This window comes from Fodinibacter luteus (genome assembly GCF_039541575.1).
In the GTDB taxonomy this organism is placed as follows: domain Bacteria; phylum Actinomycetota; class Actinomycetes; order Actinomycetales; family Dermatophilaceae; genus Fodinibacter; species Fodinibacter luteus.
In genome coordinates, this window is record NZ_BAABGM010000011.1 from 24564 (window position 1) to 37193 (window position 12630).

The window sequence follows — 12630 nt, forward strand, 5'->3', positions numbered from 1 at the left end:
GCGTCGTCAGACCGTCCGCGGCACCTTGCCCGTCAACTTGAGCAGCGAGCACATCACCTTGTGGCCGCCGTCGGACGTCGGGCCGAACATGAGCGGGCAGCCGCCGTCGATGACGGTCATGCCGTGCTCACGGCCCCAGGCCGTCGCCGCGGGGGAGACGCTGCCGCCCCCGAAGGAGCGGTGCATCCACACCCGGGTGAGGCCGAGGTCGGCCGCCTCGCGCACCGTCGCCTCGGCGCGGTCGGGGCGGGTCGCGATGACGACGGCCTCGACGCCCCCGGGGATCGAGGTGAGGTCGGGGTAGGCGGTGTCCCCCTCGAGGGTGGTGGCGTTGGGGTTGACGGCGAACACCTCGTACCCCCGCTCCTTGAGCCGCTTGTAGACGATGTTGCCCCCGTGCTCCTTGGGCTCGCGGGACACCCCCGTCACCGCGATCCTGCGGCAGGCGAGGAAGTCCGCTGCGGCGTCGGCGATCCGTGTCATGCCGTGCTCCGATCCGCGCCCGGGCGCGGCGTCGTTCGCACCACTGCTCGGGCGCACCTCCATCGTCCGCCCGCGCGGGGGCAGGCCGGATCGCCCGTCCCGGGTGAGCGAGCACGGCATCCGGTCGTCGTGGGCGCACGGCAACGACACCCCTCACCCCGACCTGTGGCACGGTGGGTCGATGGCCCCTGATGCGACACCCCTGACGCGGGACGACATCGACCGGCTCGCGATGGCCCTGCCCGAGGTGACCCGCGAGGGCGGCGCCGAGCACCCTGCGTACGCCGTGCGGGGCCGGAGGTTCCTGCTGTGGCGGGGCCCGCGCAAGGATGCCGTCGACCCCGCCACCGGTGAACGGCTGCCCGACGTCATCGCCGTCGTCGTCCCGGGGCCGGACGACAAGCAGGCCCTCCTCCAGAGCGGGCCGCCCTGGTTCACGACCCCGCACTTCGACGGCTACGACTACGTCCTCGTCCGCGAGCGCGACCTCGGGATGCTCGACGAGCCCGAGCTCGCGGAGATCGTCGCCGACGCGTGGGCGAGCCGCGCGCCGCGCTCCCTCGTCCGGGAGTTCCTCGGCTGAGGCCCGGCGTGCGAGGAATACCCCCAAGGGGTATCCTGTTGCCGTGGACATGGACGAGCGGACGACGACGGTCAGGCCCGGCTACGCCGGCACCAAGGACGACCACCTCAAGCGGCTGCGGCGGATCGAGGGCCAGGTGCGCGGCATCGCGCGGATGGTCGAGTCCGACGCGTACTGCATCGACGTGCTCACCCAGGTGAGCGCGGTGACCCGGGCCCTGCAGGCGGTCAGCCTCGGCCTGCTCGAGGAGCACATCGAGCACTGCGTCGTCGACGCGGCCCGCGAGTCCGACGAGGCCGCATCGGCCAAGGTCGCCGAGGCCACCGCCGCCATCGCGCGGCTCGTGAGGAGCTGACATGACCCAGACGACCGACCGCACCCGCACCGACGAGGTCCACGAGGTCGACCTCGCGATCACCGGCATGACCTGCGCCTCGTGCTCGGCGCGGATCGAGAAGAAGCTCGGCAAGCTCGAGGGGGTCGACGCCGTCGTCAACCTCGCGACCGAGAAGGCGACGGTCCGGTACGCCGGGCCGGTCACCGTCGAGGACCTGCTGAGCACGGTGCGGGCCACCGGCTACGGCGCCGAGGTCGTCGCAGCCACCACCGGCCGCCCCGCGGGTGGCCGGGTGGCGGGTTCGGGGACGGCGACGGCGACGGCGGGGGAGCCGGCGTCGGACGGGGGTTCGGCGACGATGGAGGGGACCGACCACCTCGAGCACCGCGTCGCGCCCGAGGACGCGCTGCGGCGCCGGGCGCTCGTCGCCGCGGTGCTCACCGTGCCGGTCGTCGTGCTCGCGATGGTGCCCGGCATCCACCTCGACTCCAGCGCATGGGTGCAGCTCGTGCTCGCCACCCCCGTCGTGCTCTGGGCCGGGTGGCCGTTCCACCGGGCCGCTGCGCTCAACGCCCGTCACGGCGCCTCGACGATGGACACGCTCGTCTCCCTCGGCGTGCTCACCGCCTACCTGTGGTCGGTCGTCGTCGTCGTCACCGGCCGGGCCGGCGGGATGGGCGCGATGGACGGCTCGGATGCCGGCGACACCGCCCACATCTGGTTCGAGACCGCGACGGTCGTCACGACCTTCCTGCTCATCGGGCGGTGGATGGAGGCCCGGGCGACCGACCGCACCCGCGACGCGCTGCGGGGGCTGCTCAGCCTCGGCGCCAAGGACGTCGCCGTCGAGCGGGTCGACCCGACGACCCGCGCGACGACGGAGGTGCGCATCCCCGTCGAGGACCTCGCCGTCGGCGACCGCTTCGTCGTGCGCCCCGGCGAGAAGGTCGCGACGGACGGGCGCGTCGTCGAGGGCACGAGCGCCGTCGACGCCTCGCTCGTGACGGGGGAGTCCCTGCCGGTCGACGTGACGCCGGGCGACGAGCTGACCGGCGGCAGCATCAACACGACCGGGCGCCTCGTCGTCGAGGCGACCCGGGTCGGCGCCGACACGACGCTCGCCGGCATCGCCCGCCTCGTCGAGCGCGCCCAGACGACCAAGGCCCCGATCCAGCGCCTCGCCGACCGGGTCTCCGCGGTCTTCGTGCCCGTCGTGCTCGTCCTCGCGGCGCTCACCTTCGCGGGCTGGTGGGCGGCGACCGGCGACCCCGCGCGGGCACTCGAGGTCGCCATCGCCGTGCTCGTCATCGCGTGCCCGTGCGCCCTGGGCCTCGCCACCCCCACCGCCCTGCTCGTCGGAACCGGCCGGGGGGCGCGGCTCGGCATCCTCATCAAGGGCGCGGACGTGCTCGAGGACACCCGGCGCATCGACACCGTCGTGCTCGACAAGACGGGAACGGTGACGACGGGCGAGATGACGCTCGTCGACGTCACGACCGTCGGGCGCCTGCCCAAGGACCAGGCCCTGCGGGCCGCGGCCGCCGTCGAGGCGGGCAGCGAGCACCCCGTGGCCCGGGCCGTCGTCGACGCCGCCGCGAACCGGGCCATCGACGTGCCCCGCGCCACCGACTTCGTCGCCCTGCCCGGCGCGGGCGCGCGGGCCGTCATCAAGGGCACCGAGGTCAGCGTCGGCCGGGCCGACCTCTTCGACGACGTGCCGCGCGAGCTCGCCCGGCCGACCGTCGACGGCACGACCGTCTGGGTGGGCTGGGACGGTCGCGCCCATGCCTCGCTCACCGTCTCGGACACCGTCCGGCGGAGCTCGCAGCGCGCGATCCGCGACCTCGCCGACGCCGGGCTCCCGGCCTACCTCCTCACCGGCGACCACGACCAGGCGGCGCTCACGGTGGCGCGCGACGTCGGCATCCCCGTCGGCCGGGTGCTCGCCGACGTCCGCCCCGAGGACAAGCACGCCATGGTCGCCGACCTCCAGGCGCGGGGAAAGGTCGTCGCCATGGTCGGCGACGGGGTCAACGACGCCGCCGCGCTCGCCCAGGCCGACCTCGGCATCGCGATGGGAACGGGCACCGACGTCGCGGCCGACTCCGCCGACATCGTGCTGCTGCGAGCCGAGCTGCCCGCCGTCGTCGACGCGATCCTGCTGTCCCGCGCGACGCTGCGCACCATCAAGCAGAACCTCGGCTGGGCCTTCGGCTACAACGTCGCCGCCATCCCCCTCGCGATGGCCGGCCTGCTCAACCCGATGATCGCCGGCGGCGCGATGGCCCTGTCGAGCGTGCTCGTCGTCTCGAACAGCCTCCGGCTGCGCTCGTGGACGCCGGCCGGCCGGTGAGGCCGGCGGCACGCACGCACCGACCAGGCCCCGAGCCGGGACGCACGGGTCAGATCGTGACCTCGCCCCGGGGGGTCTCGAAGGTGACGGCCATGAGCCCCGGGGTGCCGTGCGGGGACACGAACTCGAAGTCGATGACCGACGAGGTGTAGTCGGCGGGCAGGCCGAGCCAGTCGCGCACCCGGTCGGGGTCCCCCGCGATCTGCAGCGAGTCGATCGTCACCTCCGTGTCGGCGTCCTCGGACGGGTGCGGCACGCCCGGCTCCCACTCGATGAAGAACGGCAGCTGCGGGTCGGCCTGCAGGCCCTTGACCCCGAGCTGCTTCCAGCGCAGCTCGACCCCGTCGGGACGGTGCCGGTTGCCGACGACGGACTCGCGGCCCAGCCGGGTCTCCTGCTCGGAGATGTCGTCGACCTGCACGACCCACCCGAGCCAGCCCCCGCCGGCCTCGGACCGGGCCCGGACGACCTGTCCGAACGGCGCCTTGTCGCTGGCGGGGTGGTCGAGCACCTCGACGACCTCGATGTACCGCTCGTGGGCGAGCGGGATGATGATGTTGCGCGTCCCGAAGCGCGGGTGGACACCCCCATCGACCGGCGTGACGCCGATCTGCTCCGCGAGGCGCTGCGCCGTGGCCTTGAGGCCGTCGCGCTCGGCGGCATAGACGACGTGGTCAACTCGCATGCCGTTCATCGTCGCACACGCGAAGGGGTGCCCCTGACCCGCCCCGGAACAGCCCCGGACCTCACCCGGTGCGCTGGCGGACCGCCTCGTAGACGACGACGGCCGCGGCGGTCGCGGCGTTGAGCGAGTTGACCCGCCCGGCCATCGGGATGCGGACCCGTGCGTCCGCCGCCCGCAGCGCGACGTCCGTGAGCCCCTCCTTCTCGGTGCCCACCGCGATGGCGACCGCGCCGCGGTAGTCGACGGCCGTGTGCGCGGTCTCGGTGTCCGGCGTCGTCGCGACGAGCCGGATGCCGTTGCGGCGCAGCCACTCGAGCACCTCGCGGGTCGTCGCCGCCGCGACGGGCACCGAGAACACGGTGCCCTTGCTCGCCCGCACGACGTTGGGGTTGCCCCAGTCGGTGAGGGGGTCGGCGGCGACGACGGCGGCCACGCCCGCGGCATCCGCGGTGCGCAGCACGGCCCCGAGGTTGCCCGGCTTCTCGAGCGCCTCGCACACGAGGACGAGGGGGTCCGGCGGGAGGTCGAGGTCGTCGAGGGCCGCGCCGGCGACGGGGACGACGGCGAGGAAGCCGTCGGGACCCTCGCGGTAGGCGGCCTTCTCGAACGCCGCGCGGCTCAGCCGGACCGTCGTCGCGCCGACGGCCCGGGCCTGCTCGACGAGAGCGCCCTGGCGCTGCGGGTCGAGCATGAGCTCGGGGCAGTGCAGGACCGTGTCGGGGACGACGCCCGCGTCGAGGGCGAGGCCGAGCTCGTCGTAGCCGTCGACGATCGTGCGGCCCTCGGCCTCGCGGACCCGGCGGCGGCGCAGTGCGAGGACCGCCCTGATGCGGGGGTTGGACGCGGAGGTGACATGCAGCTCGGCCATGGCGGCCCCAGCATCCCACGCAGGACCCGGCCCGCACGCAAGTCCTCCGCCGGCCCCTGCGTGCGGTAGAAAGTCCCGATGAGCAGCCACGACGTGTCCGGTCGGCCCGAGGCGCCCGGGGCGTCGCGCGCGGTCGGCACGCACGACCCCCCCTCACGTCCGCGGCGGCTCGCGCGGGCGGCGGTCTACAGCCTGCTCGTCGCGACCGTCCTGTTCGGGGTCGGCTTCCTCGTGCGCAGCCAGTGGCACCCGCTGCAGAGCGTCGACGACGAGCTCATCGACCGCGCGACGGCACTGACCCGCGAGTACCCCGCGCTGCGGGACTTCCTCGTGTTCTGGCAGGAGCTGACCCAGCCGTACAAGCTGTACGTCGTCGGCACGCTCCTGTGCCTGTGGGTGTGGCTGGCCAAGGGCCTGCGCACCCGCGCCTGGTGGGCGTTCGGCACGATGATGCTCGCCTGGATGATCGGGCTCGGTGCCAAGTACCTCTTCCAGCGGGCCCGGCCGATCATCGAGGACCCCCTGTCCGAGGCCCCGGGCTACTCCTTCCCGTCCGGGCACGCCCTCAACACGGCGGCCTGGGCGACGACCGTCGTCATCCTGCTCTGGCCGCTGCTCAGGCCGCTGTGGGCGCGCGTCGTCGCCGTCGGGCTCGCGGTCGTCGTCATCGTCGTGACCGCGCTCGACCGCGTGCTGCTCGGGGTGCACTACCCGAGCGACGTCAGCGTCGGCGTCGCGACCGGGGTCGGCCTGGCGCTCGCGTCGTACGCCGGCTACGTCGGGTGGAACCCGCCGCACCCCGAGGACGCGCACGACCCCGACCTCGACGGGGACGACCACCCGGCCGCCCGGGAGCACCCTGGCGACCGACACTCCACGACCCACCCCCAGGAGACCTGATGGCGTTCCTCACCCGCTGGGACGAGGACCAGAGCCGGCCGGCGTTCCGGTCCGCCCTGCGCGACCTGGCCGTGCGCGCGGTCCTGCCCGCGATCGCCCTCTTCGGTGTCATCGTCGCCTTCGGCTACGTGCTCAAGGGCCCGCTCCTGGAGCTGTCGGAGGACGAGAAGGAGATCAACCGCGACCTGCAGGCCGCGCGCGACGACCTGTGGAACTCCATCACGAACCTCATGTCGATGATCGGCAACACCGAGTACGTCATCGGCGTCTGCGTCGTCGTCGTCGGGCTCGTCTGGTGGCGCACGAAGCAGTGGTGGTACGCCGTCGTCCCCGGCATCGCGATCTCGCTGCAGGCCACCGTGTTCGTCACCGCCACGCACGTCGTCGGCCGGACCCGCCCGACCGTCGAGCGGCTCGACCCCACACCCCCGACCTCGAGCTTCCCGAGCGGGCACGTGGGCGCCTCGACCGCGCTCTACGCAACCTTCGCCCTCATGGCGACCCGCATCGACAACCCGCTCGTGCGCCGGCTCACGATCACCTGGTGCGTCCTCGCCCCGGCGTTCGTCACCGGGGCCCGGCTCTACCGCGGCGCCCACCACGTGACCGACGTGGTCTTCGGGATCCTCAACGGCGTCGTCTGCGCCGTGCTGGCGTGGCTCTACCTTCGTCGCCGGTCGGCGGCGGAGGTGCAGGCGGACTCCTCCGCCGACACGGCCGACGCGGCGGACGCGACGGGTCAGACCCGGGCGTAGCGGGCGCGCGCGAAGGAGTAGACACCGTACGCCGCGATGCCGACGGCCACGAGCGTGAGCAGGACGGGCCCGAAGGCCATCTCCTTGACCGTCTTCAGGGCGCCGTCGAGCCCCTGCGCCTCCTCGGGGTCGGCCTGCCAGGCGGCGACGAGGAAGAAGAAGCCGACGATGACGAGGGCCACCCCCTTGGCGATGTAGCCGATCCGCCCTGCGTGCACGGCCCAGTCACCGGGGTGCTCGCGCAGGTCCTCGAGGAACTTCTTCGTCCAGCCCTTGTAGACGTGGTACCCGGCGATCCCGAGGACGACGAGGCCGACGAGGCCGACGAGGACCCGCCCGCCCGGGCTGCCCATGAGCTGCGCGGTGAAGTCCTCGGTCTGCTGCTCGGCCGAGGACCCGGCACCCTGGGCCACCTTGAACGTCGTCCACGCGAAGAAGAGGTAGGTGACGCCCTTGGCGACCGCCTTCGCGCGGTCGGCGGCCTCCCCGAACCCGATGGCCGCCTCGAGCAGCTGCCAGACGGCGAGCAGGACGAAGCCGACGACGCAGACCCACAGCAGGAGGACGCCGGTGCCCGAGCCGGACAGCGTCTCGAGGGCACCGGACGTGTCGGCGCTCTTCGAGCCGCCCCCGATCCCCCACGCCACCTTGAGGGCGATCCAGGCGATGAGGAGGTGGATGAGGCCGAGCGTGGCGTACCCGAGGCGAGCCCCCCACTCGACGACGGTGCTGTTGCCGGCCTCGCGTGCGGCCGAGGTGACGTCGGTGTCCTTCATGGCAGGCCACCCTGCCACCTGCGGGGACCCGCGGACGGGATCGGAGCGGACCGGTTACAGCAGGGCCTGCAGCACCGGAACGAGGCCGTCGTCGTCGACGTCGCCGGTCACCTCGTCGGCGGCGGCCTTGACCTCGTCCGGGGCGTTGCCCATGGCGACCCCCCGGGCCGCCCACTGGAGCATCTCGAGGTCGTTGCGCTGGTCACCGACGGCGACGGTGTGCATCGGCTCGACGCCGAGCCGGCGCCGGATCGCCTCGAGCGCCGCGCCCTTGGACACCCCCTCCGGGTTGATGTCGAGCCACGCGCTCCAGCCGACGGCGTACTCGACGCCGTGCAGGCCGATCCGCTCGGTGCGCTCGAGGAACTCCTCGCTCGTGCTCGACGGGTCGCGCAGGGTGAGGCGCGTGACGGGCGTCGCCGTGAGCTCCTCGAACGGCACGACCCGCGGGGTGCCGTCGAGCTCGCCGTCGGGGAAGGGTGCGGTGACCTTGAAGCCGACACCCAGCTCCTCGACCGCCACGAGGGCGGACGGGAAGTGCTCGCGCAGCACCCGCAGCGCCGGACCCGGGTCGAAGGTCACCGCCTCGACGACCTCGTACCCGTCGGCCAGGCCCGGGTCGAGGCGCAGGGTGACGGCGCCGTTCGCGCACACGGCGAAGCCGGTCGTGAGGCCGAGCCGGTCGAGCACGGGGAGGGTGCCCACGATGGCGCGGCCGGTGGCGATGGTGACGTGGTGGCCCGCCTCGGCGACGGCCCGCACGACCTCGCGGACCGGGACGGAGAGCGCGCCCTCGTGGTTGACCGTCGTGCCGTCGATGTCGAGCGCGACGAGGTGTGGAGTGGTCATCGCCGGTCACGCTACCGGGGGCAGGTGAACGGCCGGGGGCGCCGCTCAGCGCACGGGCGTGAGCACCTCGAGGCCGACGAGCGGACGCAGCGCCTCGGGCACGACGACGGACCCGTCGGCCTGCTGGTGGTTCTCGAGGATGGCGACGATCCACCGGGTCGTCGCGAGGGTGCCGTTGAGGGTCGCGGCGACCTCGTTCCCGGCCTCGCCCCGGAAGCGGGTGTTGAGGCGGCGGGCCTGGAACGTCGTGCAGTTCGACGTCGACGTGAGCTCGCGGTAGCGGCCCTGGGTGGGGACCCACGCCTCGCAGTCGAACTTGCGGGCGGCGGGGCCGCCGAGGTCGCCGGCGGCGGTGTCGATGATGCGGTAGGGCACATCGACGGCGGCGAGCATCTCCTTCTCGAAGTCGAGGAGCCGCTGGTGCTCGGTGGTGGCGTCCTCGGGGCGGCAGTAGACGAACATCTCGATCTTGTTGAACTGGTGGACCCGGATGATGCCGCGGGTGTCCTTGCCGTACGACCCGGCCTCGCGGCGGTAGCACGTGGACTGGCCGGCGTAGCGGATCGGACCGCGCGAGAGGTCGACGACCTCGTCGGCGTGGTAACCGGCCAGGGCGACCTCGGAGGTTCCGGTGAGGTACAGGTCGTCGGCCTCGAGGCGGTACACCTCGTCGGCATGCTGGTCGAGGAAGCCCGCCCCCGCCATGACCTCGGTCTTGACGAGGGTGGGGGTGACCATCGGGACGAAGCCCGCCGCGATGGCGCGCTGCATCGCGAGGCCGAGCAGCGCCATCTCGAGCCGGGCGCCGGCGCCCTTGAGGAAGTAGAAGCGGGCTCCGGCGACCTTGGCACCCCGTTCCATGTCGATGGCGTCGAGCCCCTCGGCGAGGGCGAGGTGGTCGCGCGGCTCGAACCCCTCGGCCGCGAAGTCGCGGGGGACGCCGACCGTCTCGAGCACGGTGTAGTCGTCCTCCCCTCCGCTCGGCACGCCGGGCTCGACGACGTTGCCGACCGTGCGCAGCAGGGTGTCGAGCTCGGCCTGGGCCTCGTCGGCCGCCGCCTGGAGGCCCTTGACCTCGGCGGCGAGCTGCTTGGTGCGCACGAGCAGCGCCTGCTTCTCCTCGCCCTGCGCGCGCGCCACGACCTTGCCCATCGACTTCTGCTCGGCCCGCAGCCGCTCGAACGCGGTGAGCGAGCTGCGACGGCGCTCGTCGGCCGCCCGGATGGCGTCGACGACGCCGTCGTCCTCGCCGCGGGCGCGCTGGCTGGCACGGACGAGGTCGGGGTCGTCCCGGAGCAGCTTGATGTCGATCACCCGGGGAGTTTATCGACGCGGTCCCCGGGGCCGGGTCGCGGCGGCCGCGTCCTCGTCCGCGCGGCCGCGTCCTAGTCCGCGCGGCCGGTCACGAGCAGCCCCGTCCCGAGGCCGAGCATCATGAGCCCCCCGGCACCGCCGACCCGGGCCATCCGCCGCGGCGACGACGCGAACCAGTCGCGCGCCCGGCTCGCCACGAGCGCCACGGTGCCGTCCATGACGAGCGCCAGCACCGCGAAGACCGCCCCGAGGGCCACGAGCTGCCCGAGCACCGGCGCGGACGGGTCGACGAACTGCGGCAGGAGCGCCGCGAAGAACACGATCGTCTTGGGGTTCGTGACACCGACGACGTACCCCGCCCGCACGGCGTGCAGGGTCGGTGCCGTGAGCGGCACCCCGGCCTCGAACGCGGCGGCGAGGGCCCGCCGGTTGCGGATCGCCTGCACCCCGAGCCACACGAGGTAGCCGGCGCCGACGACCTTGAGCGCCGTGTAGGCGGTCGCGCTCGCCGCGACGAGCGGCCCGAGGCCGACGGCGAGCGCACAGATCTGGGTCAGGATGCCGAGCGCGTTGCCGACGACCGTGAGCAGGGCCTCGCGCCGCCCCGCCGAGAGCGCCCTCCCGATCGTGAACAGGACGCTGGGCCCCGGGATCGCGATGATGACGACCGACGCGACCGCGAACGCGGCGAGGGTGGACGCTGACGGCATACGGCCCAGTGTGCTCTCCCCGGCGCCGCCGCCGCACCCGCGTTCCGCGCTCGCACCCGGGCTCGCACCCGGGCTCGCACCCGTGTTCCGCGCTCGCGACCGCTCACGCGACGGCGGTCCCGGCATCCTCGCGGCCGTGCTCCCGGTCCAGCCGACGCATGACCGGGGTCGCGAGCACGCCGTGGACGACGACCGACAGCGCGATGGTGAACCCGATCGTCGACCACAGCCAGCGCTCCTCCGGGAAGCTCGCCGCCCCCGCCGCGTAGGCGACGTAGTAGACGGAGCCGACGCCGCGCACCCCGAAGAAAGCGACGACGAGGCGCTCGCGGTGGTCGAGCCCGGCCGCGCCGACCTGGGTGCGGTGTCCGAGGAAGGACACGTAGCCCGCGACGGGTCGGATGACGAGCACGAGGGCGAGGCCGACGGCCACCCCACGCCAGTCGAGGTGGGCGAGCAGCCCGTTCGTGAGCGCGAAGCCGAGCCCGAGGAGCACGACGAGGGTGAGCAGTGTCTCGAGCCGGTCGATGATGTCGTGCATGTGCCGGTGGTAGTCGTGGGCCCGCTCCACCGAGCGCACCGTGAGCGCGCACGCGAAGACCGCGAGGAAGCCGTAGCCCCCGACGAGCTCGGACGCGCCGTACGCGACGAGCAGCGCGGCGAGGGCGAGCAGCGGCTCACCCACCTCGGCCAGGCGCAGCGACCGGGCCGGCGCCCGGAAGGCGAGCTTCGCCATCGCCCACCCGACGGCCGTGCCGACGAGCACCCCCACGACGACCTTGCCGACGAGCTCCCACGCGAACCACGGCACGACCCACTGCGACACCGGCCCCGCGGACGCGAGGAAGATCGCGGCGTAGACGAACGGGAAGGCCAGCCCGTCGTTGAGCCCCGCCTCGCTCGTCAGGGCGAAGCGCACCTCGTCCTCCTCGTCGATCTCCTCGGCGTCGCCCTCGAGGGTCGGGCCCTCGACCTGCACGTCGGACGCGAGCACCGGGTCGGTCGGCGCGAGGGCCGCCCCGAGGAGCAGCGCCGCCGGGGCCGCGATGCCCAGCGGCCCCCACGCGAGGAGCGCCACGCCGCCGATCGTGAGCGGCATCGCGATGCCGAGCAGGCGCCACGCCGGCGACCAGGCACGCCACGACTCCCGGCTGCGCCAGCGCAACGGCCGGTCGAGCGCGAGCCCCACCCCCATGAGCGCGACGAGCACCGTGACCTCGGTGACGTGCTCGATGACCGACCTCGCCGCGACCGGGTCGAGCGGGACGTCGCTCACCGGCGGCAGGAGCCCGACGAGCATGCCGGTCGCGACGAGCACCATCGGGGCCGACAGCGCCCACCGGTGGAGGATCTGCGGCAGGACGGCGGCGAGCAGCAGCGACCCTCCGAGCAGGAGGTAGACGAGCTCGGGCTTCACCGGCCCCTGACCCCGACGTCCCAGAGGTGGTGGACGAGGTCGTGCAGGCCGTACTGCCCGAGGGTGAGGACGGTGAACACCGAGCCGTCGGAGCGGGTCCCGGTGCGCTCCCAGGCGTCGTCGGGCACCGCGGCATACGCCCCGGCCAGCCCGGCGGCAGCCTCGACGACCTCGCGCGCGACGACCGCCGGGTCCTGCTCGCGATAGCGCGCGGCGACGGCGGTCTCGTCCTGGTCCCAGTTCGCGAAGGTCGGCTCGTCCTCGGCGAGCACGAGGCGCAGCCGCTGCTCGAAGAGGCGGCACACGTCGCGCACGTGGCAGGCGTACTCGAGCGGGGACCACGTCGACGGGCGGGGGCGGGCCGTCGCATCGGCACGGGCGAGGACCCCCGGCCAGGGGTCGGTGGATGCCGTGACGCGCGTCGCGACGTCGTGCGCCGGCACGCTCGCGGCGACGAAGCCGCAGTCCGGACAGCGCTCGCGCAGCGTCCAGGTCCAGTCCTTGTCGTCCGGGGTGATGTCCGGGTCGACCGCCGGGTTCGTCATGGCCGAAGACTACGCAGGTCGTCGGCCCGGCCCGAGCGTGAGGTACCTTCCCACT

14 protein-coding genes are annotated in these 12630 nt (G+C 73.8%); 5 read left to right on the forward strand and 9 right to left on the reverse strand.

From position 1 onward, the window contains the following. Positions 1 to 6: 6 nt before the first annotated feature. On the reverse strand, positions 7 to 483 hold the full coding sequence (locus ABD899_RS08250) for a CoA-binding protein (RefSeq protein WP_345204503.1): 477 nt from the start codon (positions 481 to 483) through the stop codon (positions 7 to 9). Between the two features lie 103 nt (positions 484 to 586). Between ABD899_RS08250 and ABD899_RS08255 the strand changes: the two genes are divergently transcribed. The 3 genes from ABD899_RS08255 to ABD899_RS08265 are packed head-to-tail and all read left to right on the forward strand — an operon-like array spanning position 587 to position 3756. Then, positions 587 to 1066: a hypothetical protein gene (locus ABD899_RS08255; RefSeq protein WP_345204506.1), complete on the forward strand. Its 480-nt coding sequence runs from the start codon at positions 587 to 589 to the stop codon at positions 1064 to 1066. A gap of 49 nt (positions 1067 to 1115) precedes the next feature. Further along, a complete protein-coding gene (locus ABD899_RS08260) occupies positions 1116 to 1421 on the forward strand; it encodes a metal-sensitive transcriptional regulator (RefSeq protein WP_345204879.1) in 306 nt (101 codons plus the stop codon). A gap of 1 nt (position 1422) precedes the next feature. After that, positions 1423 to 3756, forward strand: a complete 2334-nt coding sequence (locus ABD899_RS08265) for a heavy metal translocating P-type ATPase (RefSeq protein ID WP_345204509.1) — start codon at positions 1423 to 1425, stop codon at positions 3754 to 3756. A gap of 49 nt (positions 3757 to 3805) precedes the next feature. On the opposite strand, the gene ABD899_RS08270 is transcribed toward ABD899_RS08265, so the two are convergent. Both ABD899_RS08270 and ABD899_RS08275 read right to left on the reverse strand, forming a co-directional pair. Continuing rightward, positions 3806 to 4441: a VOC family protein gene (locus ABD899_RS08270; protein ID WP_345204511.1), complete on the reverse strand. Its 636-nt coding sequence runs from the start codon at positions 4439 to 4441 to the stop codon at positions 3806 to 3808. Between the two features lie 61 nt (positions 4442 to 4502). Continuing rightward, positions 4503 to 5309 (reverse strand): TrmH family RNA methyltransferase, encoded by an 807-nt coding sequence (locus ABD899_RS08275; RefSeq protein WP_345204513.1) that lies wholly within the window; start codon positions 5307 to 5309, stop codon positions 4503 to 4505. Positions 5310 to 5387: 78 nt separating this feature from the next. Between ABD899_RS08275 and ABD899_RS08280 the strand changes: the two genes are divergently transcribed. Further along, positions 5388 to 6209, forward strand: a complete 822-nt coding sequence (locus tag ABD899_RS08280; protein WP_345204514.1) for a phosphatase PAP2 family protein — start codon at positions 5388 to 5390, stop codon at positions 6207 to 6209. Beyond that, positions 6209 to 6964: a phosphatase PAP2 family protein gene (locus ABD899_RS08285; RefSeq protein ID WP_345204516.1), complete on the forward strand. Its 756-nt coding sequence runs from the start codon at positions 6209 to 6211 to the stop codon at positions 6962 to 6964. Before ABD899_RS08280 ends, ABD899_RS08285 begins: the two co-directional genes overlap by 1 nt. Here ABD899_RS08285 and ABD899_RS08290 read toward each other — a convergent pair. The 6 genes from ABD899_RS08290 to ABD899_RS08315 all read right to left on the reverse strand — a co-directional run bounded on the left by ABD899_RS08290 (position 6949) and on the right by ABD899_RS08315 (position 12575). Further along, positions 6949 to 7740, reverse strand: coding sequence for a DUF1206 domain-containing protein (locus ABD899_RS08290; protein WP_345204519.1), 792 nt, complete (start codon positions 7738 to 7740; stop codon positions 6949 to 6951). The genes ABD899_RS08285 and ABD899_RS08290 overlap by 16 nt on opposite strands. 54 nt (positions 7741 to 7794) lie before the next feature. Beyond that, complete coding sequence (locus tag ABD899_RS08295; RefSeq protein WP_345204521.1) at positions 7795 to 8589, reverse strand: HAD family hydrolase; 795 nt, start codon at positions 8587 to 8589, stop codon at positions 7795 to 7797. A 45-nt stretch (positions 8590 to 8634) separates the two neighbouring features. Further along, positions 8635 to 9903 carry a serine--tRNA ligase gene (gene serS / locus ABD899_RS08300; RefSeq protein WP_345204524.1) on the reverse strand — a complete coding sequence of 423 codons (1269 nt, stop codon included), beginning with the start codon at positions 9901 to 9903 and terminating at the stop codon, positions 8635 to 8637. Between the two features lie 71 nt (positions 9904 to 9974). Further along, positions 9975 to 10613: a LysE family translocator gene (locus tag ABD899_RS08305; RefSeq protein WP_345204527.1), complete on the reverse strand. Its 639-nt coding sequence runs from the start codon at positions 10611 to 10613 to the stop codon at positions 9975 to 9977. Between the two features lie 103 nt (positions 10614 to 10716). Next, positions 10717 to 12030: a cation:proton antiporter domain-containing protein gene (locus tag ABD899_RS08310; protein ID WP_345204530.1), complete on the reverse strand. Its 1314-nt coding sequence runs from the start codon at positions 12028 to 12030 to the stop codon at positions 10717 to 10719. Then, the gene (locus tag ABD899_RS08315; protein WP_345204532.1) at positions 12027 to 12575 is read right to left on the reverse strand and encodes a DinB family protein; all 549 of its coding nucleotides are present in this window, start codon (positions 12573 to 12575) and stop codon (positions 12027 to 12029) included. The genes ABD899_RS08310 and ABD899_RS08315 overlap by 4 nt, the downstream gene beginning before the upstream one ends. Positions 12576 to 12630 lie beyond the last annotated feature (55 nt).

Excerpts from the sequence above, each read along its gene's own strand:
- ABD899_RS08250 (WP_345204503.1), bottom strand. The coding sequence starts at position 483 with ATGACACGGATCGCCGACGCCGCAGCGGACTTCCTCGCCTGCCGCAGG.
- ABD899_RS08305 (WP_345204527.1), bottom strand. The coding sequence starts at position 10,613 with ATGCCGTCAGCGTCCACCCTCGCCGCGTTCGCGGTCGCGTCGGTCGTC.
- ABD899_RS08290 (WP_345204519.1), bottom strand. The coding sequence starts at position 7,740 with ATGAAGGACACCGACGTCACCTCGGCCGCACGCGAGGCCGGCAACAGC.
- ABD899_RS08270 (WP_345204511.1), bottom strand. The coding sequence starts at position 4,441 with ATGCGAGTTGACCACGTCGTCTATGCCGCCGAGCGCGACGGCCTCAAG.
- ABD899_RS08315 (WP_345204532.1), bottom strand. The coding sequence starts at position 12,575 with ATGACGAACCCGGCGGTCGACCCGGACATCACCCCGGACGACAAGGAC.
- ABD899_RS08280 (WP_345204514.1), top strand. The coding sequence starts at position 5,388 with ATGAGCAGCCACGACGTGTCCGGTCGGCCCGAGGCGCCCGGGGCGTCG.
- ABD899_RS08260 (WP_345204879.1), top strand. The coding sequence starts at position 1,116 with ATGGACGAGCGGACGACGACGGTCAGGCCCGGCTACGCCGGCACCAAG.
- ABD899_RS08265 (WP_345204509.1), top strand. The coding sequence starts at position 1,423 with ATGACCCAGACGACCGACCGCACCCGCACCGACGAGGTCCACGAGGTC.
- ABD899_RS08295 (WP_345204521.1), bottom strand. The coding sequence starts at position 8,589 with ATGACCACTCCACACCTCGTCGCGCTCGACATCGACGGCACGACGGTC.
- ABD899_RS08275 (WP_345204513.1), bottom strand. The coding sequence starts at position 5,309 with ATGGCCGAGCTGCATGTCACCTCCGCGTCCAACCCCCGCATCAGGGCG.
- ABD899_RS08285 (WP_345204516.1), top strand. The coding sequence starts at position 6,209 with ATGGCGTTCCTCACCCGCTGGGACGAGGACCAGAGCCGGCCGGCGTTC.